This window comes from Dyadobacter sp., from assembly GCF_039919315.1.
GTDB lineage: Bacteria > Bacteroidota > Bacteroidia > Cytophagales > Spirosomataceae > Dyadobacter.
This window is the reverse complement of the sequence record NZ_JBDSFX010000058.1, coordinates 47,046-71,229: the sequence shown is the minus strand read 5'-3', so window position 1 is coordinate 71,229 and position 24,184 is coordinate 47,046. Positions and strand designations below refer to the sequence as shown.

General features: G+C 45.8%; 20 protein-coding genes and 1 other RNA gene. 8 read left to right on the top strand and 13 right to left on the bottom strand.

What is annotated here, in order from left to right; translation table 11 throughout:
* Positions 1-51: 51 nt before the first annotated feature.
* The 8 genes from ABIO93_RS17220 to fabG all read right to left on the bottom strand — a co-directional run bounded on the left by ABIO93_RS17220 (position 52) and on the right by fabG (position 9,383).
* Complete coding sequence (locus ABIO93_RS17220; RefSeq protein WP_348069830.1) at positions 52-834, bottom strand: 30S ribosomal protein S16; 783 nt, start codon at positions 832-834, stop codon at positions 52-54.
* Positions 835-972: 138 nt separating this feature from the next.
* Positions 973-2,481: an OmpA family protein gene (locus ABIO93_RS17215; protein WP_348069828.1), complete on the bottom strand. Its 1,509-nt coding sequence runs from the start codon at positions 2,479-2,481 to the stop codon at positions 973-975.
* Positions 2,482-2,535: 54 nt separating this feature from the next.
* Positions 2,536-2,942, bottom strand: an RNA gene (gene rnpB, locus ABIO93_RS17210) — RNase P RNA component class A.
* 108 nt (positions 2,943-3,050) lie between these two features.
* Entirely contained in the window at positions 3,051-4,391 is a 1,341-nt protein-coding gene (locus ABIO93_RS17205; protein ID WP_348069827.1) for a DUF4403 family protein, read from the bottom strand.
* A gap of 94 nt (positions 4,392-4,485) precedes the next feature.
* A complete protein-coding gene (locus ABIO93_RS17200) occupies positions 4,486-5,469 on the bottom strand; it encodes a Smr/MutS family protein (protein ID WP_348069825.1) in 984 nt (327 codons plus the stop codon).
* A 67-nt stretch (positions 5,470-5,536) separates the two neighbouring features.
* Complete coding sequence (locus tag ABIO93_RS17195) at positions 5,537-6,499, bottom strand: DUF2279 domain-containing protein (RefSeq protein ID WP_348069823.1); 963 nt, start codon at positions 6,497-6,499, stop codon at positions 5,537-5,539.
* Positions 6,486-8,561 carry a VWA domain-containing protein gene (locus tag ABIO93_RS17190; protein ID WP_348069822.1) on the bottom strand — a complete coding sequence of 692 codons (2,076 nt, stop codon included), beginning with the start codon at positions 8,559-8,561 and terminating at the stop codon, positions 6,486-6,488. The genes ABIO93_RS17195 and ABIO93_RS17190 overlap by 14 nt, the downstream gene beginning before the upstream one ends.
* Positions 8,562-8,636: 75 nt before the next feature.
* The gene (gene fabG / locus ABIO93_RS17185; RefSeq protein ID WP_348069820.1) at positions 8,637-9,383 is read right to left on the bottom strand and encodes a 3-oxoacyl-[acyl-carrier-protein] reductase; all 747 of its coding nucleotides are present in this window, start codon (positions 9,381-9,383) and stop codon (positions 8,637-8,639) included.
* A 161-nt stretch (positions 9,384-9,544) separates the two neighbouring features.
* Here fabG and yiaA point away from each other — a divergent pair, with 161 nt between their 5' ends.
* Positions 9,545-9,958 carry an inner membrane protein YiaA gene (gene yiaA, locus ABIO93_RS17180; protein ID WP_348069819.1) on the top strand — a complete coding sequence of 138 codons (414 nt, stop codon included), beginning with the start codon at positions 9,545-9,547 and terminating at the stop codon, positions 9,956-9,958.
* Positions 9,959-10,024: 66 nt separating this feature from the next.
* A complete protein-coding gene (locus tag ABIO93_RS17175; RefSeq protein ID WP_348069817.1) occupies positions 10,025-10,735 on the top strand; it encodes an SDR family oxidoreductase in 711 nt (236 codons plus the stop codon).
* 37 nt (positions 10,736-10,772) lie between these two features.
* On the opposite strand, the gene ABIO93_RS17170 is transcribed toward ABIO93_RS17175, so the two are convergent.
* Genes ABIO93_RS17170 through ABIO93_RS17160 form a run of 3 tightly spaced genes read right to left on the bottom strand, consistent with a single transcriptional unit; the run spans position 10,773 to position 13,402 of the window.
* Positions 10,773-11,843 (bottom strand): hypothetical protein, encoded by a 1,071-nt coding sequence (locus ABIO93_RS17170; protein WP_348069815.1) that lies wholly within the window; start codon positions 11,841-11,843, stop codon positions 10,773-10,775.
* Entirely contained in the window at positions 11,840-12,478 is a 639-nt protein-coding gene (locus tag ABIO93_RS17165; protein ID WP_348069814.1) for an ATP-binding cassette domain-containing protein, read from the bottom strand. Before ABIO93_RS17165 ends, ABIO93_RS17170 begins: the two co-directional genes overlap by 4 nt.
* 36 nt (positions 12,479-12,514) lie before the next feature.
* The gene (locus ABIO93_RS17160) at positions 12,515-13,402 is read right to left on the bottom strand and encodes a hypothetical protein (protein ID WP_348069812.1); all 888 of its coding nucleotides are present in this window, start codon (positions 13,400-13,402) and stop codon (positions 12,515-12,517) included.
* Positions 13,403-13,625: 223 nt separating this feature from the next.
* On the opposite strand from ABIO93_RS17160, the gene ABIO93_RS17155 reads away from it, so the two are divergent.
* Positions 13,626-14,657: a N(4)-(beta-N-acetylglucosaminyl)-L-asparaginase gene (locus ABIO93_RS17155; protein ID WP_348069810.1), complete on the top strand. Its 1,032-nt coding sequence runs from the start codon at positions 13,626-13,628 to the stop codon at positions 14,655-14,657.
* Between the two features lie 42 nt (positions 14,658-14,699).
* Positions 14,700-16,121, top strand: coding sequence for an alpha-L-fucosidase (locus ABIO93_RS17150; RefSeq protein WP_348069809.1), 1,422 nt, complete (start codon positions 14,700-14,702; stop codon positions 16,119-16,121).
* On the opposite strand, the gene ABIO93_RS17145 is transcribed toward ABIO93_RS17150, so the two are convergent.
* Entirely contained in the window at positions 16,118-16,402 is a 285-nt protein-coding gene (locus ABIO93_RS17145; protein WP_348069807.1) for a type II toxin-antitoxin system RelE/ParE family toxin, read from the bottom strand. The genes ABIO93_RS17150 and ABIO93_RS17145 overlap by 4 nt on opposite strands.
* A complete protein-coding gene (locus tag ABIO93_RS17140; protein WP_348069805.1) occupies positions 16,396-16,683 on the bottom strand; it encodes a hypothetical protein in 288 nt (95 codons plus the stop codon). Before ABIO93_RS17140 ends, ABIO93_RS17145 begins: the two co-directional genes overlap by 7 nt.
* A 208-nt stretch (positions 16,684-16,891) precedes the next feature.
* Here ABIO93_RS17140 and ABIO93_RS17135 point away from each other — a divergent pair, with 208 nt between their 5' ends.
* From ABIO93_RS17135 to ABIO93_RS17120, 4 genes are all read left to right on the top strand, one after another.
* The gene (locus tag ABIO93_RS17135) at positions 16,892-18,355 is read left to right on the top strand and encodes an alpha-L-fucosidase (protein WP_348069804.1); all 1,464 of its coding nucleotides are present in this window, start codon (positions 16,892-16,894) and stop codon (positions 18,353-18,355) included.
* A gap of 224 nt (positions 18,356-18,579) precedes the next feature.
* Entirely contained in the window at positions 18,580-19,185 is a 606-nt protein-coding gene (locus ABIO93_RS17130) for a sigma-70 family RNA polymerase sigma factor (protein WP_348069802.1), read from the top strand.
* A gap of 88 nt (positions 19,186-19,273) precedes the next feature.
* A complete protein-coding gene (locus tag ABIO93_RS17125; RefSeq protein ID WP_348069801.1) occupies positions 19,274-20,392 on the top strand; it encodes a FecR family protein in 1,119 nt (372 codons plus the stop codon).
* A 187-nt stretch (positions 20,393-20,579) separates the two neighbouring features.
* A complete protein-coding gene (locus tag ABIO93_RS17120) occupies positions 20,580-24,158 on the top strand; it encodes a TonB-dependent receptor (RefSeq protein ID WP_348069799.1) in 3,579 nt (1,192 codons plus the stop codon).
* Positions 24,159-24,184: the final 26 nt, after the last annotated feature.

Genomic DNA, 24,184 nt, shown 5'->3' with positions numbered 1-24,184 from the left:
AGTCTGCACGGAAAACCGACAGACTCATATTTGACATTGTCTTTGAAATACTTATGAAGCAGCTTCGTCTTTCTTAACTTCTTCTTCAGCTGCAGGAGCAGGAGTTTCAGCAACAGGCTCTTCTACCGTTTCAGCTACCGGAGCAGCTTCTCCTACTGCAGGAGTTTCCGCAACAGGCTCTTCTACTACTGTTTCGGCTACCGGAGCAGCTTCTTCAACCGCAGGAGTTTCTGCAACAGGCTCTTCTACTACTGTTTCAGCTACCGGAGCAACTTCTTCAACCGCAGGAGTTTCTTCTACAACAGCTGCTGTTTCTTCAGCAACGGTTTCCTCTTCCACAACAGGAACTACTTCTTCAACAACTTCCTCAACAGGAGGCGCGTTTTTCTTAGCAATAGCTTCTGCACGGGTCTGATTCACTTTGCGTTCAGCTTCCAGCTTAGCACTTCTCTCAGTTTCTTTCTTTTGAGACAATGAATCAGCAGCGGTAGCTTTACGATCTGTTTTAGATCCTTTCCACTCTTCAAAACGTGCATCAGCAACTTCCTGAGTAATTGCACCTTTGATCACGCCCACTTGCAAGTGTTTTTTAAGCATTACACCTTCATGTTGCAAAATAGAACGGGCTGTATCCGTTGGCTGAGCTCCTTTAAGCAACCAGTCAACGGCCTTATCTGCTTCCAAAACAATGAAAGCCGGGTTGGTACCTGGATTATAGATACCAATTTTTTCGATGAAGCGACCATCACGTGGTGCTCTGGCATCTGCGATTACGATATCATAAATCGCTTTTTTCTTGCGTCCACGACGCGCTAACCTAATTTTAACTGCCATTATTGAATTTGTTATGTTGGGAACTCGTCCCTCGTTTAAACAGGGTGCAAAGGTAATCTAAATTCTCGGTTTATTAAATAGTTAGGCGCAAAAAAGGGGAGATACTAAGTACCTCCCCTTTAAAATGTTTGATAACTACTAGCGGCGGAAACCAGCCGGGTAAGTAGAGCGGATGGTGTTATTTGGAAGAATCTTGATCTCAACACGACGGTTAGACTGTAATCCTTCAACTGTTGTATTTTCTGAAATCGGGCGATATTCACCATAGTACTCTACAATGATACGGCTTGGATCCGTTAAGCCTCCACGAACCAGGAATCTCTTGGCTGCGTCAACACGACGACGTGAAAGTGATACGTTGTAGCTGTCAGACGCACGAGCATCTGTGTGACCAACCAGAACAATGCGGCAGTTCGTACGCATGTTCAACAATTCAACCACTTTGGCTAATGTTTCTTTCGAAGGATTGCGGATGATCGCTTTGTCAGTATCAAATTCGATGTTGCTGAATAGCGCTTCGCATTCGTCTTTCGGCAGGTTATTTTTGATAGCGTCTCTAATAATTTTATCAAGATCCATTGCTACACCGCCACCCGAAACGACGCTTCCGATTGGCGTATTAGCTTCTTTGTCAAAAAGGTCAGCAACGCCGTCACCATCAGAATCCGTGTAAAGACGTGGGTCAACTGCCTTTGGCATATTTGCTTTTGCAATCGAATCCGCATCATCCATAGTAGGATTGTATGGAACTGGAATCAACGCCTGTGGATTAGCCCAACGAAGGTGGTAACGTCCGCTGCCTGCATCATACTTGCCTTTTTTCGCCATCACCGCATTTTTGCCCAATTTGTAGGTCAATGCGATGGTCGCCAATCCGTAAGCGTCATTGTTTGATTCTCCTTTCGCAAACGTCCAGATTCCTTGTTGGGTAGTGTAATCACTCAATCCACCAACCGTAGCATCCAATTTCTCGGTATTTACGAAGTTGTGTGTGTAGTCGATACCCAAATCAAACCGTGGAGTCAACTCATAGTGTACTGACAGCCCTGTCGGCATAACCCATTCCCGGGTATAAGTAGAACCATTACGTTCCCATTTACCAGCTGTTTTCGAGCTACCGTCGGTATTGGTTGAGAAGCTTGCTGTTAAACCTTTGGTCACGTTGGTATAGTCAACGTCTGTGTGGTAGTAGATGATACCAGCTCCCAAATGTGCATCAACTTTCCATCTGCGCATTTTTTTGTATCCAAAAAGGAGACGGTTAAGATTGGCTGTACCGTCCAAAGTCACCTGCACGAATGAAGGGCTGTTGAAGGTAGCATTATAAGTATCGTTGGATAGTGAACTGATGTGTCCGTTTTTAGAACCTTGGAGGCGGCCATTGTATCCAACAATCTGAACTCCGAAAATGGGTGATAATTGCTTATTTACGGAAAGCCCCCATGCGCCGGTTAATTTTTCATTGTCTCCGCGTTTCCAGCCGCTGTATTGAGTCAAATCTCCGAAGAATTTGGTTATCCCGCCGTAGCCTGTGATGGACCAGGTGTTCATTTTATTGGGTCCTTCATACGTCCGGTTTTGAGCAAACGTATTGAAACTCAGTAGGGAAAAACAAATTAAAGTAACGTAAAGATTCTTTTTATTCATGGGAAACACCAGTTATGTGATTCAATATTCACTATTTAATTAACTAAAAATCAGAAAAAGGATAAGCCTATAAGCCGGGTTCTGTTTCCTTCATTGAAACTCAATAAAAGACTCCTACCATTTATCCAGGATTCCGGTCGCCCGAAACCTCTAACGATCTACCCGTGTCATTGTTCCGAAGAACGGGGACGAGTAACCCCACTTCATAACACCTATTTGATCTTTCAGCCCGTAAGGTTTACCCTGCCTCACCGGTTGCCCGGGGAGCGGTGGGCTCTTACTCCACCATTTCACCCTTACCTTCACATATAAAAAACATGCCAAGGCGGTATCATTTCTGTGGCACTTGCTGTCAACCGGTCGTCTCCATCCGGTTGCCTTCCCGTTAGGAAGTACGGTACTCTTTGCTGCCCGGACTTTCCTCCTCGGCCAAATACCGCGGCGGTAGGACAGCTTATTCCTTTCCTCTGACCACAAAGCTAAGAAATACTTTCTTTCGATCAGCAGTCAATATACCACAAAAAGTAAAAAAATATGGTAGCGACACTGATTATTGTACAAATTTTCTTTTAAATTCCTTTCAATCCGCCTACTTTCAAATTGACCTTTCCGTGCGCAAATACAACAGAATAAAGGTGTTTCGGGGTCAGGTAAACTTTATCCGGCGTGATATCTGAAAGCGTTCCTTTGATCACAACTCCCTCTGTGACTTTATAGTTACTTAATGCTTTCTGAATGGTTTTCTTAGCTTCGGTGATCTGGTCGCCCACAGGAAAAACCATTTTTTTCTCCATCATTCTGCTGAACTGTCCCTGCATTAACCACCCCGCCGTGCGGACAATACTATTTCGTGTGTCCAGGTCGTAATCTAATCCTTTCAGTGACAGCTGCTGAGTCACAGGATCGTAGTAAGGTATGCCTTTCAGATAAATAAAGCCGTTTATATTACCTTTCAGGCCAGCCTTAATTACCATTCGGTCATTTTGCCCATACATCTCAATGGAGGTTACCTCCACATTGTACTGCCCACCCAGGAATGAAAACTTCTCGCCCGCAAACTTTGCCGTAGCGAGCCGGGCCGCATCTTCGTAGGACACCAGACTGATCAGACCAACTTTAAAGTCTTCATCGACTTTGTCAACAATTTGCAAATCAGGCAGTTTATATACAGCCGGTATTGCAGGCTTGGTCGCTGAGGTGATCGTTTGCGTGTATCCCTGGATCCCTATTACCGAACGAAGGACATTGTTTTTGGCCAAAAGCGGCGTCATCACGATAGCAGTAGGGACGATCACCAGCCAGGTATCAAACTCTTTGGCGAGCATAACCGGCTGACGTGCAATACCCCACGCAAGCTCCACATTCTTTTTGAGTTCAAGGTTACTGGCAACCTGTTCGTCAATCGCCTCCGTGATTTTATCGAAGTTCTTGTTCAGCAGGCGACTCGCCATGCTCTTAATGGGAATGTTAATTCCTGCTACTTTAATGTTTGGGTCTGAAATCCAGTCATAACTATCCACATAAGTTTGCGATTTGATCTGCCAATTGGGTGAAATACCTATTTTCGAAATAAGGCGTATTTTGATCGAAAACTCGGTATCCTTGTATCCCGACATGGTTATTCCGAGCGGACTGATCTTGTAACCTGCACTTACCCAAATTTTTAAAGGAACTTCAAACAAAAATGAAGAATCAATCGCTACAACCCGTATCGGACTAATTTTCCAAACTTTGGCTTTCAGGTTGTCCTGCCCGTCATCTTCGTAGCTGTTGTCTTCATAAATCAGCCCCTTAATTTTCGCATTGATCTGATTTTCAATCTCCGACACTGGTATTTCCACCGGCACATTCAGTGAGGACAAATGCTTTTCATTCTGGATTTCCTTATCGGAATACTTATATTCTTCCATAGGTGCCTGGGGAGAGGTTTTTTTGGGAGTACATTGCCATTGGCCGCAAATAATGATTGCTAATACCAATGGATACAAGCACTTAACGAGTCTGCTATTTGATTTTAACGAGGGTTGCACCGTATCCGAATTTTTCTTTTTGAGCGTCTTTAAAATATTGAACATGCTGATTTTTGCCCAGCCGGCGGTGAAGTTCATTTTTCAGGGCTCCGCTTCCGGCACCATGAATAAAAGTTATTTCCTCCATCCCGTTCGCTATCGCCATTTCCAGGCTGCTTTCAAACGTTTCTAACTGTGTTTTTAATATAGCATCATTCGAAAGCCGGGACGAATCCTGCGTCAGTTTGCCAATGTGCAGATCCACAACCTGTTCCGGCTTTTCCAATATCGCTTGCTCCGGCTTCGGACCTCCCAACATACTGGCCCTCAGACTTTCCGAAAGATTTTCGGCTGCATTCACCGGCTCCTTTTTAAGGCTTTCATCATCCAGCTGGTACACAAATGCTTCCCTATCCAACACCGGCGCCTTGCCCTTATTTTTATAAAAAGACTGGGCGCGACATTTGATTTTTCGGGTCAATGGCTGTGGCAACAAGTGATTTCCCTCTCTGAAATACAGCAGTTTAAGTTCAAATACCGGCCAGCTTTCAAAATCTTTCAATTGCACTTCCGTCAGCTTTTGTGACGTCCGTGGTTGCAGCACCCCTGCTCCCAGCCCGGCGCTCACCTGCTCAGTGAGCGAAACGGCTGTAAATGGTAAAATCCAGTCGGTATTGTTAATGACATGCAATGTCAAAGCACGGTCATTAATCGAAACGAAAGCGATATAAATCCCTTTTTCTGCAAACGGGGCCTGTCTCGAAACAATGATATCGCTCTGAGAACCAATCTTTTTAGAATCCTGGGGTTTCACAAGCCGCTGTGACTCGATCGGGGAAATGGTTACGATCTCATTACGAAGTACCGGAATCCTGAAACCGTCTTCTATTTCAATTTCAACAATATTGCCGGGCAAAAAAGCATAAATAACGCCTTCTTCGCGACCATGTACCAATCTTACTTTATCTCCAATATTCATAAATTCACTTTGTTAAACTATCCTTCTCAGTCCTGCTGCCACTATATTTCTTTCCAAAAGAATGTTGTCAAAAATAGAATGGTTTAAAATCAACCCCTTTTTTGCTGAAAACCAGCGCAGGCGCCGGAATTTTAAGGGAGTTGGCTAAAAACCCTATTGTACGAACAAACTTACTCTTGCTTTTGATCTTCGTCAGGTCAATATCCAGTGATAAATAATATTGACGATAAGGGCGGTAACCCATTTCTATACTTTTGCCACGCTCCGCTGAAACCATGTTCTGAATTCCGTAACCCACTGAAAAACAGAGCCACACCGGCCAGTTACCACCTTTAAAAAATGATCTCGGACTCGCTGATAACCAGTAAGTTTGCCCGTTATAATCTTTCAACCAACTTTCATAACGATTACTCCCCAGTAACTCCGGCCTCACCTTGGATAATGATGTGTAATGAAAGGAATACTTAGGTTGAATGCGCACTTCATCCCATAAAGCCACCTGCCCCAAATACAGTACCGAGCCGGTAATGTTAGCGATCATATCTCCCGGAGAAAAACCGTAATCGGGTGAAAAGCCGTCCAGAATTTCAATGGGTGTCTGGAAAATAATTCCGGAGATCGCGCCGTACACAAGCATCTGTCTTTTTGAAATACCCGTTTTTTTATAAATAGCAGCCGTATGACGTGCGATCTGGTATGATGTGTAAACGTGCCCCATTTTGTCCATTTGGAGCCACTCACCCGTGTCGTCTTTGATGGTGAAGTTGGTAAGCTTGTTTTTATACCATGACTTGCTCAGCCCATAAATGCTACCCAGATACAATGCCGACTGCGCAGCAAATATCCCCCGAAGCATTTTGTAGTTAGGATGGACGTGTGAAGTTGAATCTTTCGTTGTAGGCCAAACTTGTGCTGAATCTGGCTGGGCAAACAGGTTATTACTTTGAGCGAGACCCAGTATCAGGAGAAATTGAACCAAAAATACCGACAATGGATTACTGAAAACTCGTTTTTTACTAATATCCACCATGGTATTTTCTTAATCCCCACTCTGTTCCAAGTAGCAAAACCAGCAGGAAAAACAACCATTTGAGGTAAATCAGTTCTACCATATCTTCGGAACTGTCGAGCCGGTCGGCAGGACGATTGTCTTTCAATTTTTGAATAAAACCTGCAAATGACGCCGGGGTAATAAATGATCCGCCGGAACGTGCGGCCAATTCACGAAGCATGCCAAAATCAGCAGTGGTATTGTTCAATTCCACATCTACATTTCTGATTACAAACTGTCCGCTCGCCTTTTCCTGACCATTCCGCAACGCAGCAGAAGCCGAATAGCGGTACACGCCTTCCAACAGCCCACTCACATTAAACCGTGGCGACTCTTTGGTATGGGTATATGTGAATTGCTTAGTCCGTCCCTTTTCGTCGGTCACGTCCAGTTTCACTTCCTGGCCGTAAATCGGTTCATAAATGTCATTGTAAATCTCGGTCTGGAAAACTACCTGCTCGCCGCCCTCGAATTCGTTCCTAACCGGATAAACCCTGAACTTCCGCTTGTCTTCCCGAACAGAAAGTACCTGAATCAGCTTTTGGAACAAGTTATCAACCACTTCCTGCTTGTTAGTCTGAGCAAATTCCTCCTGCCTCCACTGCCATATTCCTTCTCCCGCGAGTACGGCGATTTTCTGTTCCCCGCTGGTATTAAGCACCAGTAAAGGTTTGTTGGTATTTAATGTCCCCACTTTTTGGTACAAAATGGTCTCCGTACCCGACGACACATTGTATTCCCCGAATGGTACCGATAATGGCGGCAGGCGTTCGAGTAATTTAAGACTTTCTGTATCGAAATTAAGTTGTTGAAATGACGGGTTAAATCTTGCCGTAACCTTGTCAACCTGACTATTAGCCGCGTTGATCATCAATGACCGGTTCAGTGAATTGGCTAGCGGTACTGCCGACTGGTTTCCCAGAATGTAAAATGCAGGCGTTTTGGATTCAACGAATTTTCGGACCTGGGCATTGCCCAGCCCCAGCAAATTGGGTATTTGGTGCAAAATAACGAGGTCGTAAGGCTTGGTACTGGCAGGCGGCGTATTGGAGATCGAAAGAATGTTGACATCCAATTCATAATTATCATTGGCCTCGATCAGGCTTCTGATACTTTTAATGTCCGGATGTGGCGCCAGAGCCATCAGCAATATCTTTTGTCTGCCGTCGATGATATCAATGTAAATATCCTTGCGGTTGTTCCGACCCGAGGTTTCGCCGGCCACCGCACCCAGTTCGAGTATGTAATGCTGCACACCTTTTTGCGTAGATGATGCCTTGAAATCAAATGCCTTAAAAAAGGTAGGCTTATCAATCAGGACATTCTGGCTTTCGATCACGCGACCATTCTGTTTCAATGAAATCGTAGTCGCTTTTCCTGCCAGACCATTCGCTACAATCTCGGCGCGGATCGGAAATTCATTGCCCCGGTAAGCTATGCGGTTACTGATCACATCCTTGATCCGGATGTCAAGATCGGGCACAGAATCGCCCACTGCTAATGTATTGACGCGAAAAGGATAACGATTATACGAAGGAGAGATTCCCTGGTTGACGATCCCGTCAGAGAGCAAAACTACGTCTGTCAGATTGCGGCCTTCAAAGTTGCCCTTCACATTTTGTAACATTCCCGACAGGTCAGTCTTATTTCCATTGAAACTGACAGAATCAGCATTCTCAGGTTTAGCAGTTTTATCCAGTGTTTGGAAACTTATTTCAAATCCCGAGGCAACGAGGTCCGCAGACGCATCCGCGATTTGCTTCATTAAATCCTGACCATACTTCCCTACCGACTCAGAATTATCGATTGCAAAAACGATTTTAGCTTTATCAACCGAAGTTTCAGTCTTTCGGATCAGCGGGCTCAACAGCAAAAAACAGATCAGCGAAACGGTAATCCCGCGAAATGCAGCCAGAATGTTGTTCAGCCTCTTTCCCCAGGAGGCTTCCGGCTGATAAAGAAAAAATGCATAGGCTGCCCCTGCTATCAAGCAGAAAATGATAAACCAATAAGGGGTTTGAAAAATCAGTTCGGACCGCATGTCTTTAAATATCAATAGCTGGCAACGTTACAATATACAATGAAACTGCCAGCTATTCACTAACGAAGAAAGAGACTAGGTTAACATACCACCGTCGACCTGAATAACCTGTCCGGTGATGTAACGCGACAAATCAGATGCCAGGAAAACGCAGGCATCAGCCACTTCTTCCGGTTGTCCGCCTCTCTTCATGGGTATGGATTGTTTCCAATCATCCACCGCTTTGGAGTCCACGGCGTCCGTCATTTCTGTTTCTATGAAGCCTGGCGCTACCGCATTGGAGCGAATGTTCCGTGAGCCTAGTTCAAGTGCAATGGATTTGGTAAAACCGATGATACCCGCTTTGGAAGCCGCATAATTGGATTGCCCTGCATTGCCACGGATACCTACTACCGACGTGATATTGATGATTGAACCAATTCTGGCTCGGATCATGCTTTTGGTAGCGGCTTTGGTAAGGTTAAAAACCGATTTCAGGTTAATGTTAATGACAGTATCCCATTGTTCCTCACTCATGCGCATCAGCAGACCGTCACGCGTGACACCGGCATTGTTGATCAGCACGTCAAGTTTACCAAAATCAGCGATCACATCCGTTACCAGCTGATCAGCGGCCTGAAAATCAGAAGCATCTGAGCGATAACCTTTTGCTCTCACTCCAAAGGATTCCAGTTCTTTGGTAAGGGCCTCTCCTTTTTCAACGCTTGAAAGATACGTAAATGCCACATCAGCACCTTCCTCAGCCAACCGCAATGCGATAGAGCGGCCAATGCCTCTTGAAGCCCCTGTTACCAATGCAACCTTGTTTTCTACTATTTTCATAAATGGGTAAAAATCTGTCAAAATATATACTGCCGGCAAAAATAGGATATTGACCAGAGACCGGCAAAAAAACAGAGTACAGAAACTTGTAGTGGTACTTTATTCTGAAAAGAAGTAATATTGACAAACTCTACTATCACAATCACTTAATTAACACCAACATGAACACTATTACTGCACAAAAAACCTCTGGTGCGTTTATCGCGGCTTCTTGGATTGCATTGGGCGTTGGAATGCTCGGTTTCATCATAGGACTATGGAGGTCCGAAATGTTGCTAAGCGAAAAAGGCTATTATTTTACCGTTTTAATGTACGGCTTATTTGCAGCCGTATCCGTTCAAAAAAGCGTTCGGGACCGCCTGGAAGGTATACCCGTCACGAACATCTATTACGGCATCAGCTGGTTTTCAACGATCCTGGCGATCGTACTTTTAGCGGTCGGGCTATGGAATGCGACATTGCTTCCAAGTGAAAAAGGGTTCTATGCTTTTGCTTATTTACTTGGCATATTTGGCGCCATTGCCGTGCAGAAAAACACCCGGGATTCACAAATTTTTGAATCTCCCGGCAATTAATCCAAACCTTAAAGACTTGAATGCTGTTCATCCATTACGCTTCATTTTTTCAAAAAACATATTGTAATGGCAGAATCAAATAAAGTCGCCCTCATTACCGGCGGCTCCAAAGGAATCGGGTACGGCATAGCAGAGGTACTTATCGGCGAAGGAATATTTGTCGCGATCACCAGCCGGTCACAGGAAAGTGCTGACCGGGCCGCTGTCTCGCTCAATAAAATTAAGGATGGCTACGCGATCGGAATTGCGTCGGATGTAAGAGATCTAAAATCGCAGGAAGCTGCCGTTGAGCAGGTGATTTCCAAATGGGGGCACCTCGATTATTTCATAGCCAATGCAGGCGTAGGACATTTCGCCCCTATCCAGGAGCTGACCGCCGAGCAATGGAATGAAACGATCGACATTAACCTGACGGGTGTATTTTTCAGCGCGAAAGCATCGTTAGCGGCTCTTACCGAGTCCAAGGGTTATTTTATCAACATTTCTAGCCTTGCCGGGACCAATTTCTTCCCGAACGGCACTGCTTACAATGCAAGTAAATTTGGCCTGGTCGGCTTCTCGCAAGCCATGATGATGGACGTGCGAAGTGCGGGTATCAAGGTGACCACGATCATGCCTGGCTCGGTAGCAACGGAATTCAGCAATCACCAGCCTTCGGAAAAAGATGCGTGGAAAATCCAGCCGGAAGACATTGGCCAGATCGTTTCTGACCTCATCAAGTTACCCGCCCGGACATTACCCAGCAAGATCGAAGTAAGGCCATCCGTCCCCAAATAACCCGTCACTTCAGTGGCGGGTAGCACCGCACCCGTCGCTAAACCTTATACCATTTCGGGAACATGTAATAAGTCAGCACCAGCAAAACCCCGCCGATCAGTAACAGCGGGGTTTTATATAATATCAAAATAGTGACACCAACGAAGCCAAACAGGATCGTTTGCATGGAATCTTCCAGCAATCCTTCTTTTTTGTAAAAAAATGAATGGAGGACGGTCAGCACCGATAGTCCCAGCCCAAACAACTGCGATATTTCAAAAAAAGTGAGTGCGCCATTCCGTATCACGGCCAAAGTTTCGGGTAGTATAATGATCGCGTGCAGCGCCAAAACTCTGCCAAACCGTTGCAGATTCGAAACCGGCAACGTCCTCCCCCACAGCCACACCTGGCTCTCCCATCTGTAAAGCTCATAGGAAATCCCAAGGTTCAGCGAGTAAGCCAGTAACAAGCCCACCGCCGGAAGCCGCAGATCATAAGCATCGGTAGTGTAATAGAGCATCGTTCCCGTCGCTACCAGAATAGCCCCCGCTTTCCCTGCCAGTAATGTCACTCCCCGCTCCCTGAAAAGCCATTCAATAGACCAGTATGTCCAGTTGCCCGGTCGTGGAAAGGGCCAGTGGAAAATTAGTTTGCTGTTTTTAGCGACATATAATCTGGGATTCCTGATCCGCCATTCTGCAGCAATCATAATGAATGCAATCATGACCAGGTACAATGGCAACACGAACCCCAGCCGCCCGGAGATGTGGTCTTGAATTGAAATGGAAATCAGGTAAACTCCGTAATAGAGGATGGGTTGCAGGAAACCGAGAGACATCAGCAAAAATCTTAAAAAGCGCCTCGATAGCACCCATAGCCTTGTATGGTACACAAATGTATATTCGGGCTGCTTCCAAAGCCGGGTCAAAAATTGCACACATAATAAGGTATACGCCAGCCAGATCGCACACAGGTACACGATGCCGTAGGTACCCGTGAGGAAAAAGACCGCAAACGCATGGTGCTCCGCTCCGCTCAAAAACCCGAACAAAATTCCCATTAAAACGAAGAACAGTCCCGCCCTTTGACTGAAAAACGCCGTCACCGTCGAAAGCATCAATGTTTTCATGGTACCGGAAATTCGACGAGTGTTTTGTTCATTAATGCAAAAGTTTGCGTCACCTCTAAGCCCTCCTGCTGAAAAGTCTGATGTGAGGATAGCAAAAACGTCACACCGGCGCCATAGTAAGTTTTGATCAGCTCAAATAATGCGGCGCGCGCTTCCAGATCAATGGTAATGAGCGGTTCGTCGAGGATAATGACCGAGGGCTTGCCAAGAAAAGCGACGGCCAGCGATACTTTTTTCACCATTCCACTGGAACAGCTACCGAAAGTATTGTTCAAATACTGAATACCCAATGCGTTGATCAACTTTTCGGCTTGACCGGCAGGACTTCTTTTTGCTTCCGCTACAAATGCAATGAGGTCTGCCGGAGTTAGAAATGAGGGGTATAAGGGTTCCGCTTCTCCAAGATTAAGCCCAAGCCTGTAATCAACCGGGTCTTTCCGCAGATCGTAGTGGTTATTAAGCAGAACTGTGCCCTGGTAAGGCAACATTCCGGCGAGCGTCCGGAAAAGGGTGGATTTACCCGCACCATTCTCGCCTTGGATCCAGTAAATACCGTGACCGATCTGAAAAGATGGTATCGCCAGAATTTCCTGATCACCATATCGCTGATGAAGGTCATGAATTTCAAGAACCATCTTAGAATGCTATGTTATTTAAATGACTGGACTGCTTCATACCTGATAACCAAACTCATCTTTCAAACACTGTAACGCTACCGACTCTTCATATTGGTATAGCTCCTTATTAAATAGCGCTTCATGTCCCGCGTTTTTGAGACTAACCCAACTATGAATGGCATACGGTTCATAATCGAAATGGGTAAAGGTATGTCCCGCATTATTAAGCATATAAAACCACTCCACGCCCGTATCAATGCGGTTATGAACCCCAATCGGCGTGGCTTTGCCGAATGGTACAGTGGCTGGCCGCGCATATTTCATGTTCACCATGGCGACATATTCATTCAGACGGCATTCGGGCAGCGGCCAGATTTTGTCCGCCTTCATTACATCTGCATACTTGTGGCTTCGCGGGCCGGGAAATTGGTTCGACAAATTCATGATTTCCTGGTAATCGGGACGATAAGTCGTATAGTTTTTACCATCGCACATGTTAGCCGAAAAAGCAGGACAATTCCAGCATTGCCCGATCTTCCCGATACCGGTATGTTCGCCAATATTGCGCAGATATTCCCCCACCAGATCACCGGTGAAATAAACGTCATTATGGAGTAGCAGGAGATAATCTTTATCGGTTTTTTCCCAGCCATACTGGTACCTGATCGATTGCCGGTAAGGTCTGAACTTTTGAAATGACGAATGCACTTTGTTGTACCAAAACCAGAAAAAAGGTTTGTAATGAATGAGTTGGCTACCGATATGATCGTAAATAAACTGAAAATCAACCGGTTCAGGCTGCTTTCTTTCTTCAACAAAATAAATTTTATCAATCCATTGTCCTGAATGCTTTAACAGGGAAAACAAGGTAACTGCGGTCTGGTACGGTTTTCCGTAAGCCGAAATCGCCACGTCTACACTGAATTTGGAAGGAACTATCATGAGTATTGCTAAGAAATAATTCAATGACCATGTCGGGTGGTCAATTTAAGTATTAAATAAAACATTCTGATACTCAATCCTCCAAAGACAGACAATCTGTTTCCCTATTTTACTATCCGTCAAAATATTACTATTTTCATTTGCCACGTTACATAGTAAATGTATATTTGAAGAATTTTTAATTTAAGAAAAGATATTTTTAAAATTTTATAATTATTCATCCATGAAATCCAACCGTAGGTCCTTTCTGCGCTTATCAGCAATTGCGCTGCCCTTTTCCAGGGTGAATACGTTATTCGCCAAAAACGCTGTCAATAAGCCACTTGTCATCTCTACCTGGGACAGCGGCCAGATCGCGAACGGCGCAGCCTGGCCGCTATTGGAAAAGGGTGGTACTGCCTTAGACGCAGTGGAGCAAGCTGCTATCGCCATTGAAAACGACATCAATTGCTGCGTAGGACTGGGCGGCAATCCCGACCGCGATGGTTATGTGACCCTGGACGCGTGCCTTATGGATGATAAAGCGAATTGTGGTTCGGTAGCATTTCTGGAAAGGATCAAACATCCCATTTCGGTTGCAAGAAAGCTCATGGAAACCACGCCTCACGTATTTCTGGCAGGCGTGGGTGCACAACAGTTTGCTCTTGCCAATGGCTTCAAACTTGAATCAGCCAAACTTTCTCCCGACGCTGAAAAAGCATATAAAGAATGGCTTAAAAAAGCGGAGTATAAGCCGGTTATCAACATTGAACATCAGCAGTCCCACCCGAAAGGACACGGCCCATTTGCACCTGAAAGGCTGGAAGATGGCTCTTTTAACCATGATACGATGGGTACACTGGCACTGGACGCGCAGGGAAATCTGTCGGGAATGTGTACGACCAGCGGTATGGGCTTCAAAATGCGTGGCCGGGTTGGCGACTCCCCTATCATTGGCGCGGGGCTTTTTGTGGATAATGAAATAGGCGCGGCCACCTCGTCAGGGCAGGGTGAAGAAGTGATCAGGGTCTGCGGAACGCACCTGGTAGTTGAGTTTATGCGCTCCGGGCTGTCTCCGGAAGAGGCTTGTAAAAAAGCAGTAGAACGCATTGTAAAACCTAATCCCGAACGTGCCAAAACCTTCCAGGTTGGCTTTATCGCGGTCAACAAACAGGGCCAGGTGGGTGCATATTCGGTTCAGCCGGGTTTCAACTATACCGTTACCGAAAAAGGCGGTAAAGGAGTCGTAATCAATGCAAAAAGTCATTTTGCCTGAAATAGTCGTAAGGCTCGGTCATCTCGTTTTATTTAATCAAAAATGAATTTAAAATCCACCATTTTTCTTCTGGCCGGTCTGCTATCGGCCGGTTTTGCTGATGCACAACAGCATTCCGAACAAGACCATTCCAAATACATCGCCCCTACCGACCCGCTCGTACAGCAGAAATTGAGTAAATGGCAGGATGTAAAATTCGGTCTCCTTATGCACTGGGGAACGTATAGCCAGTGGGGAATTGTAGAATCATGGTCGCTGTGCCCGGAAGATGAAGGCTGGTGTGAGCGAAGAGGACCGCATTCGCATGATTGGTTTGAGTACAAAAAAGCTTATGAAGACATTGCCAAGACATTTAATCCGGTCAAATTCAACCCGGAAAGATGGGCGCAGGCAGCCAAAGGTGCAGGCATGAAATATGTGGTTTTCACAACGAAACACCACGACGGATTTTCGATGTTCGATTCCAAATACACTGATTACAAAATCACAAATACGCCTTTCAAATCGAATCCTAAAAGCAATGTGACCAAGGAAGTGCTGGCGGCTTTCCGCAACCAGGGATTCATGACGGGTACCTATTTCTCTAAACCCGACTGGCATACCGACTCCTACTGGTGGCCATACTTCCCACCGAAAGACCGCAATGTGTCCTATGACCCGAAAAAGCGGCCTGAACTGTGGAATAAGTTCAAGGACTTTACCTACAACCAGATCGAAGAACTGATGTCCGATTACGGTTCCGTGGACATTCTCTGGCTGGACGGCGGCTGGGTTCGCCCATTCAGCTCTATTGATCCCAATATCAGCTGGCAGAAAAGCATACCTTATGACCAGGACATTGACATGGCGCGCATCGCTAAAATGGCAAGATCACATCAGCCGGGCCTGCTCGTAGTGGACCGTACCGTGACCGGAGAATTTGAAAATTACGTGACGCCCGAGCAATCCATTCCCGATCATTATATGTCGATCCCCTGGGAGTCGTGCATGACGATGGGGGATTCCTGGTCTTACATTCCCAAAGAAAACTTCAAATCCACCCAAAAACTGGTTCATACCCTTATTGACATTGTTGCCAAAGGTGGTAACCTGCTCTTGAATGTAGCGCCCGGCCCAGACGGTGAATGGCACGAAGAGGCATACCAGCGCCTGGAAGAAATGGGTAAATGGATGAATGTGAATGGTGAAGGCATTTATGAAACCAAACCTTTGGCACCTTACCGCAAAGGCAAATGGGCGTATACCAAAAAAGGAGCAACCACTTATGCTTTCTACCTTGCGGAGACGGGAGAAAAGCTACCTGCTACATTGAAACCCGAAGGTCTTCCCCTTGCCGCTAATGCCAAAATTCACTTTGCAGGAAACAAAAAGACATTAAAAGTGAAGGAAGGGGCCATTGAAGTTCCGGCAAAAACGATTGCGGAAGTTGGCCAGCAGCCGGCTTATTTGTTTGTGATCAACTAGGACCTGGGAGGAAAGGATTGGTACATTTTACCTCGGGTAAGGATTCGTAGCAAAGTAACGTCTGGATGAATACACTCGATGCCAATTCGCCACTCGCCAATGCGTATCCGATAATAATTTTCGCCGCTTTTCTGACCTTCCATTTTTTTGTAATCAAGACCGGCAGATTCCAGATTCTGGGCAGCTTCCAGTTTTTCTATCACATCAAAAACTCGCCTTTGAATATCCAGAGGTGTACTTTTCAAATCTTTTTTAAACCTTTTAACATACTGAACTACCATCCCATTTCTTTCTTCAAATCAGAAACAGGGTATCGGGGTTCATTACTTTCAGCCCGCATGAGTTCGAGGAAAAAGAAATCTTCCAGCTTTTCGTTTTGTATAATGTCCAATATCTTTTTCATTTCCGCCTCAGTCCAGCTTCCACGTTGCTTTTTGACGCTGAATGTCGGCGCCGGAATACCTATCTGTTCCGCTAGAAAAGCATTTTTATAGCCAGACTTGTTGATCAGGGTTCCCATATTTTTTTTCAATTCCATATAGTTTTCCACGATGTTGAACATGACCTAAATTTATCTGAACGTTGAAGATGATTTCAAATTTACCAATTAAAATTAAGGTTTTTGTTATGGAAAAATAACCAACCATGCAGTCTGTTCCAGATTGGGAATTTAAGACAACATACTTCACAAAAATTAGTGAACTGAATCAAAAAAACCGATCTTCACTTTTCAATAATACAAAGACTTACTACTTAATGTCACATACAAAATGATCAAACCCGTAGCCGCTCTTCTTCTCCTTATGGCATTGAATACTTTCGCGCAAACCCCTCCCAAACCTTACGGCGCATTCCCCGCACCCAGGCAGGTAGCATGGCACGAAACGGAGGTTTATGGCCTTATTCACTTCACACCTACTACTTTTGAAAACAAAGAATGGGGATATGGCGATGCGGATCCGAAGACATTCAATCCCAGCAACTTTAATGCAGAGCAAATCATATTGGCTGCCAAAGCGGGCGGACTGAGAGGCATCGTATTGGTCGCGAAACACCACGACGGATTTGCACTCTGGCCTACCAAAACGACCGAATATAACATTTCAAAAAGCCCGTTCCGCGACGGAAAAGGTGATTTGGTAAAAGAAGTAGCCGACGCGGCTAGAAAACACGGACTCAAATTCGGTGTATATTGCTCTCCCTGGGACCGTAATAATGCCAAGTACGGCACGCCCGAATACCTGGCCATTTACCGCGAACAATTGAAAGAATTGTATAGCAATTATGGCGAACTGTTTATGTCATGGCACGACGGCGCAAACGGAGGCGACGGCTACTACGGCGGTGCCAAAGAAAAACGCTCCATTGACAACACGACCTACTATCAATGGGACTCGACCTGGACTAACCTGACCCGCAAATTACAGCCAACAGCCAACATTTTCAGCGATATCGGCTGGGACGTGCGATGGGCAGGCAATGAAGACGGAAGCGTGAACGAGACTTCCTGGGCCACATTGACTCCGAAACCTTCGGAAGGCCAAAATGTAGCAGTTCCGGGCCAGGCCAATGCTACTGAAAACCCGGGCGGTACCCGAAACGGAAAGTTCTGGATTCCTGCCGAATGTGACGTACCATTGCGGAAAGGCTGGTTTTACCACGCTAATGAAAAACCAAAAACGCCTGAAAAGCTCTTTGACCTGTATATGAAAAGTGTTGGTCGCGGCGCGGCACTAGACCTGGGCCTCGCCCCCGACACCCGTGGGCAGCTTCACGACGACGACGTGGCCGCTCTGAAATCATTTGGTGAGCACGTCAGGCAAACATTCACTACCAACCTTGCCGGAAAAGGAGGTTCAAAAGCAGTGAATGTGCGTGGTTACAATTCAGTTTACAGCGCCAAAAACATCCTCGACGGACGGCCGGAAACTTACTGGGCGACAGATGAAGATTTCAAAACACCCGAAGTAACTATTGACTTTAGCCAGCCAATCACATTCGATATTATCAGTATTCAGGAATTCATTAAACTAGGCCAGCGGATCGAAGAATTTGCGGTAGACGCATGGCAGGGAACTGAATGGAAGGAAATCCATAAAGGTACCAGCATTGGCGCCAAGAGACTCGTCAAACTGGAAGCTCCGATCACCTCGGCCAAAGTGAGATTACGGATTACAAAGTCACCTGTAAGCGTGGCGATCAGCGAATTCGGCCTTTATAAAGACTCCGAATAGTAGATTAAATGTCAGTATTTTATCATGAAAGTCCTGCTGGAAAAGAAAAATTCCCGGCGGGACTTTTTCTTTGTCCGACCAATACTTTTCACGCGCGTAAACTGTCTTTGGTAAAATAAAACAATAAAATTTTGTTATTCCAATAATCTACCAAACAGTATTTTATTAATGGGAGTCATTACCTATTTTTGATCATAACGGTCATTTTCCCCGTTTCACTGCTCTTGGCTCAGTTCACAAAACATACTGATGATGCTGTACTTTGGAACTGTTTCCGGAATGGTGATGAGGATGCGTACACGGAGCTGGCTAGGCGCTACTATCGCCCGCTGGCGCAGTACGGGAGACGATTTACACCCAATATGCAGGTAGTCGAAGACGCTCTGCAGGATCTGCTGGTACATCTCTGGCTACACCGGGAATCCCTCAATGAGACACCATCGGTCAGGTTCTATCTTCTCAAATCATTCAGGAACAGGATCCTGAAAACCATTAAGCCGCTGGCCGAAGAAGTGGAGCTGACCAACCATTTCGATGACCTGAATGCTGAATTTTCACGCGAGGATTCCATGATCCAGGGTGAAAATGACCTGGCACTAAAAAAGCAGGTCAGGAATGTGATGAACCAGCTTCCGTCGCGCCAGCAGGAAGTGATTTACCTTCGTTTTTTTCAAAATCTCAAACCGGAAGAAATTGCCGGTCTTCTCTCCATCAATCCGCAGTCTGTCAGTAATCTTATCCAGCGGGCACTCCATAACCTGCGTGAAATCTGGACCTCCGCCTCCTCATATTCTCTTTTCTTTTATTCATTTTACCAAATTTTATATTAACATTTCAATAAATTAAAAAATATTCTGCCCCAAGCGAGTATTCGACCGATATAAACGGATAATGTTAAAAAACAGCACTCTATCCGCTATGAATCACTCGTTCACCACATCACTTCAACAACTCTTAGCAAACCCCGGATTTATTCAGTGGGCCAGAGGTGAAAAACCGGAAGATGATATCATTTGGAAAGAATGGGCGGGCCTGAATGAGGAGCGGACAAAACTCGTTGAAAAAGGCCGCGAACTGGTGATCGCCGTCGAGTCCGAAAATCAGGACCTGACCGACGAACATATTGAGAATAAGATCGGTCAGGCGCTTCGCATTGCCCAACAAAAAGAGCTGCTTAAAAAGACCAGGCAGCTCACTTCGATCCGTCCATTGTTTGCTTCCGGCTGGAATGTAGCAGCATCGTTGTTCATCATACTCGGATTGGGTTTTGCGCTTTTCCGCATTTATAAAAACAATAAGCAAAAGCTCGCACCGTCAGTGGCAGTGTCCCAGGAAAAACCCGAAACCATCACTGAGGTTGTCAATCACGACCAGGCGCTCAAATATGTGCAATTACCCGACGGCAGCTCCGTAGTACTGCACAAGAATAGTAGTGTGAAGTTCCCCAAACAGTTTGCAGCCTCCAAAAGAGCAGTTTTTCTGTCTGGCGAAGCCTTTTTTGAAGTTACCAAAAATCCGGAGCAACCGTTTTTTGTATATGCCAATGAACTCGTGGCCAAAGTACACGGCACCAGTTTCAGTGTGAAAGCCGGGGCCGACGACGAGCAGGTGATCGTAGCGGTGAAGACCGGTAAAGTTTCGGTATTTACCCAAAAAGATGCCAAAGCAAAACAGTATACGGACGATAAAGAACTGACGGCACTCATTCTGACTCCTAATCAGCAGGCTACATTCGAAAGAAACCACGATCGTCTGTTCCGCACTACGTTGAGCACAGCCATACTACTCAATATTCCGATTGAAAATCAGGAATTCACTTATTCTGAAACGCCTGCGGAGACCGTTTTCGAAGGATTGAGCAAAGCATACGGTGTTGATATTGAATTCAATAAAGAAATCATGTCCCAGTGCAGCATTACCGCTACTTTGGGTGATGAGCCACTTGAAAACAAGTTGAAATGGATCTGTACCATTCTTGAAGCTGAGTACGAGATCACACCAACCAAAATAACGATCAAGGGAAATCCATGCAGATAACTATTCACCTAAACCAAACCCTATTTGACTAAAAACAACAAAAGGTGAACGATGCGTCAACATCATTCACCTTGTATGTAAACCCCCACTCTATGCTGGCGCTAAGATGATCCCCGGACTGGAAGTCCTGACGGGATACTGGGAATTATTTTGCTGATTTTTTATAACCTACAAAACAAACAAAAGTATGAAAAAAACCTTTTACCGGCAGAATTACCTGCTCAAAATTATGAGAATCAGCCTCATACAAATGATGATGATCGTCGGGTTCACACAGCTGTCCTTCGCCTTCGATGGTTTCGGACAAGAAGTGTTGAACCGCAGGGTTACGATCAACATTAAGGAACAAAAAATCGAAGCAGCTTTAAACCAGATCGGTAAACTTTCAGGTGTGAATTTCATGTACAGCCCTGAACTGATCCGGTCACAACGCAAAGTAACTTTCAGCGCGAAAGAAGAGAAGCTGGAAGCTATACTGGATAATTTTCTTACGCCTTTGCAGGTCACGTACGAGGTCTCCGGCAAACAGATCCTTTTGAAAAGGGCGTCTGTGAAATCATCAACCCCGGCTCCTGAGAGCAATGGTTCAGCGATTAAAACCATTCAGTCCATCGATATCCCTGTAAAAGGAAAAGTAGTGGATGCTACCGGCGGTACTGTTCCGGGCGCAACAATAGTATTGAAAGGAAGCTCGTCGGTGGGTACTACCACGGACGCGGATGGCGCTTTTTCACTGACGGTCCCTGATGGCAGTACGACGTTGGTGGTGTCGTCTATCGGCTTTCTGACTCAGGAAATTGACATTACCAACAAATCAATGGTGGATGTTACATTACAATCCGATGTGAAAGCATTGAGCGAGGTAGTGGTGACAGGTTATTCGTCTCAATCCAAGAGAGATATTACCGGCGCGGTAAGTACCGTGGACGCTACCGAACTGACCAAAGTGGCTGCGCCCAACGTTGCCCAGCAGTTGCAGGGACGTGTGGCCGGGGTTACTGTTACCTCCAATAACTCGCCTGGCGGTGAGGCTACCGTACGTATCCGTGGTTTTGGAACGATCAATAACAATGATCCTTTGTATGTGATCGACGGTGTGCCGACCAAAGGTGGATTGAACAGCATTAACCCGAACAACATTGAGTCGATGCAGGTGTTAAAAGATGCTTCCTCGGCTTCTATTTACGGTTCGAGAGCGGCGAATGGTGTGATCATTATCACTACCAAGAAAGGAAAAGCAGGTGCTCCGAAATTCACATTTAATTCACGAGCGGGCCTGCAAACTGGCAAAGTTGACCTCGACCTGATCAAAGATCCGCAGCAATTCGGTGATCTGCTTTGGACACAGCGGAAAAATGCAGGCGTACTCACCAATGGTAACCCGTCGCATCAGCAGTATGGCAATGGCGCCAATGCAGTGGTACCTGATTACATTCTGGCCGGATCCAGCTACGGATTGTCAGAAGGAGATCCGAAAGTGAACCCTTCGCTGTACAATTACAACCGGGCCGGTTTTTACCAGATCGTCAAAGCAAATAAAGAAGGTACCGATTGGCACAAGGAAATCCTGCGCCCGGCTGCGATCCAGGAGTATAATGTGGGTGCACAAGGTGGAACAGAAAGTGGGAGGTATGCAATCGCATTTAACTACTTCAAGCAGGACGGTGTACTAATTCACACTTCTTTTAACCGCTATTCATTGCGTTCCAATACTGAATTCTCGTTCAAGAAACGCATCAGGATCGGCGAGAATTTGGAAGTAAGTTATACTGAAAATAAGGGCTACTATAACAATAACGGCACTTCCAGCTCAGCCAATAACCAGGATGGAAACCCGATCGGAAATGGCTATCGTATTCCTTCTATCATTCCTGTGTACGATATTATGGGCAATTTCGCTGCTACCAGAGCGGCGGGACTTGGACCTGCCACCAACCCTGTGGCGCAGCTTTGGAGAACCAGAAAAAACCAGACTAACAACTTCCGCGCATTCGGTAATGCATATCTGGAAGTGGATATCCTGAAAGATCTGACTGCAAAATCAAGCATTGGTATTGACATTACCGCCGCCAACCGCGTAGGTTATACCCTGCTGGATCTGGAAGAAGCAGAAATTGAAGCGGCCAATGCGCTGACCAATGCTAATGCTTACGACATCAACTGGACGTGGTCGAATACATTGAATTACAACAAAACACTGGGCAACATTCACAAGCTGGGCGTGCTTTTAGGAACGGAAGCGATCAAAGGAACAGGTCGAGACTTTTCAGCCACGCGTACTACATTCTTCTCGGAAGATCCTCAGTACATGTTCCTTAACTCAGGTACGGCGGGAATCAACAATACAGGTGCTGGCTACGAATGGGCGCTTTTCTCCATTTTTGGAAAAATCAATTACTCATTAATGGACCGCTACCTGCTGGAAGCTACGGTACGTCGCGATGGTTCTTCCAGATTTGGGCAAAACAACCGGTACGGTACGTTCCCTGCATTCAGTGCGGGATGGAGACTTTCGGAAGAAGCATTCCTGAAACCGGTTTCATGGATTGATGACTTGAAAATAAGAGCTGGCTGGGGCCAGACCGGTAACCAGGAAATTGGAAATTACAATGGATTCAGCACCTACCGTTCAAGCCTGAGCCTTTCTTCTTATGCTATCGATGGCTCTAACAACGCCGTGCAGTCTGGATTCGACACGGATGCATTCGGAAATCCTGATGCTAAATGGGAGACTACCACGCAGACCAACATTGGCTTGGACGCAACCTTCCTGAAAGGAGTGTTCGGTCTGAACCTGGATTTGTATAACAGAACGACCTCCGATATGCTTTATCAGGTGAGCTTGCCTGCTACTCAGGGTGTTGCTACCATTCCTTTTGTCAATGTCGGAGAAATGAACAACAAGGGAATTGACCTTGGGATTGACTTTAACAACAAAGCATTGAATGGTGACCTTACCTATTCGGTAGGCGTTAATTTCTCGACTTACAAAAACGAGGTTAAAAAGCTGAACAGCAGCACTTCCGCTGTACTACTTGGGCCTGCGATCCGCAGCTATACCTGGACACGTTCGGTTGCCGGAATGCCTTTATACTCATTCTACGGCTTGCAGATCGATGGCATTTACCAGAATCAGGGCGATGTGGATAGTGGTCCAAAATATCCTGGTTACGCTGCAATTGGTAAATACAAATACCACGATACCGACGGCGATGGTACCATTACCGACAACGACCGCAAGTTCCTGGGCAACCCACACCCTGATTTTACCTATGGTATCAACCTGAATGTGGGTTACAAAAACTTCGACCTCTCGGCATTCTTTCAGGGTGTGAAGGGTAACCAGATCATTAATATGGTAAAACGCTGGGTTGATTTCAACAACCAGGCTGGTAACAGAAGTCTTCGCATGCTGAACGATTCCTGGACTCCTCAAAATCCCGATGCAGCATTGCCAATCCTGGATGCTAACGATAGCCGCAGCCAGCAGCCATCGAGCTACTTCATTGAAGACGGTTCGTATTTCAGAATGAAGAACCTGACGCTGGGCTACACATTGCCTACCTCAATGCTGTCAAAAATCGGTTTCGAAAGCGCACGAGTTTACCTACAGGCGCAAAACCTTTTCACGATCACCAAGTACAGCGGCATCGATCCTGAGGTTACGTCGGTTGGCTCCACTCCGGGAAGCACGGTACTTGGGGTAGACCAGGGAAATTATCCTAATTCCAAAATGTACCAGATCGGTATCAATTTCGGATTCTAAAAACGGGTATAATCAAAAAATCACTT

Bases quoted from the DNA above. Each gene is read 5' to 3' on its own strand.
- ABIO93_RS17165 (WP_348069814.1), bottom strand. From the start codon at position 12,478: ATGGTTCTTGAAATTCATGACCTTCATCAGCGATATGGTGATCAGGAA.
- fabG (WP_348069820.1), bottom strand. From the start codon at position 9,383: ATGAAAATAGTAGAAAACAAGGTTGCATTGGTAACAGGGGCTTCAAGA.
- ABIO93_RS17190 (WP_348069822.1), bottom strand. From the start codon at position 8,561: ATGCGGTCCGAACTGATTTTTCAAACCCCTTATTGGTTTATCATTTTC.
- ABIO93_RS17200 (WP_348069825.1), bottom strand. From the start codon at position 5,469: ATGAATATTGGAGATAAAGTAAGATTGGTACATGGTCGCGAAGAAGGC.
- ABIO93_RS17175 (WP_348069817.1), top strand. From the start codon at position 10,025: ATGGCAGAATCAAATAAAGTCGCCCTCATTACCGGCGGCTCCAAAGGA.
- ABIO93_RS17155 (WP_348069810.1), top strand. From the start codon at position 13,626: ATGAAATCCAACCGTAGGTCCTTTCTGCGCTTATCAGCAATTGCGCTG.
- ABIO93_RS17150 (WP_348069809.1), top strand. From the start codon at position 14,700: ATGAATTTAAAATCCACCATTTTTCTTCTGGCCGGTCTGCTATCGGCC.
- ABIO93_RS17195 (WP_348069823.1), bottom strand. From the start codon at position 6,499: ATGGTGGATATTAGTAAAAAACGAGTTTTCAGTAATCCATTGTCGGTA.
- ABIO93_RS17205 (WP_348069827.1), bottom strand. From the start codon at position 4,391: ATGGAAGAATATAAGTATTCCGATAAGGAAATCCAGAATGAAAAGCAT.
- ABIO93_RS17135 (WP_348069804.1), top strand. From the start codon at position 16,892: ATGATCAAACCCGTAGCCGCTCTTCTTCTCCTTATGGCATTGAATACT.
- ABIO93_RS17160 (WP_348069812.1), bottom strand. From the start codon at position 13,402: ATGATAGTTCCTTCCAAATTCAGTGTAGACGTGGCGATTTCGGCTTAC.
- ABIO93_RS17220 (WP_348069830.1), bottom strand. From the start codon at position 834: ATGGCAGTTAAAATTAGGTTAGCGCGTCGTGGACGCAAGAAAAAAGCG.
- ABIO93_RS17145 (WP_348069807.1), bottom strand. From the start codon at position 16,402: ATGGTAGTTCAGTATGTTAAAAGGTTTAAAAAAGATTTGAAAAGTACA.
- ABIO93_RS17125 (WP_348069801.1), top strand. From the start codon at position 19,274: ATGAATCACTCGTTCACCACATCACTTCAACAACTCTTAGCAAACCCC.
- ABIO93_RS17120 (WP_348069799.1), top strand. From the start codon at position 20,580: ATGAAAAAAACCTTTTACCGGCAGAATTACCTGCTCAAAATTATGAGA.
- ABIO93_RS17215 (WP_348069828.1), bottom strand. From the start codon at position 2,481: ATGAATAAAAAGAATCTTTACGTTACTTTAATTTGTTTTTCCCTACTG.
- ABIO93_RS17170 (WP_348069815.1), bottom strand. From the start codon at position 11,843: ATGAAAACATTGATGCTTTCGACGGTGACGGCGTTTTTCAGTCAAAGG.
- yiaA (WP_348069819.1), top strand. From the start codon at position 9,545: ATGAACACTATTACTGCACAAAAAACCTCTGGTGCGTTTATCGCGGCT.
- ABIO93_RS17140 (WP_348069805.1), bottom strand. From the start codon at position 16,683: ATGTTCAACATCGTGGAAAACTATATGGAATTGAAAAAAAATATGGGA.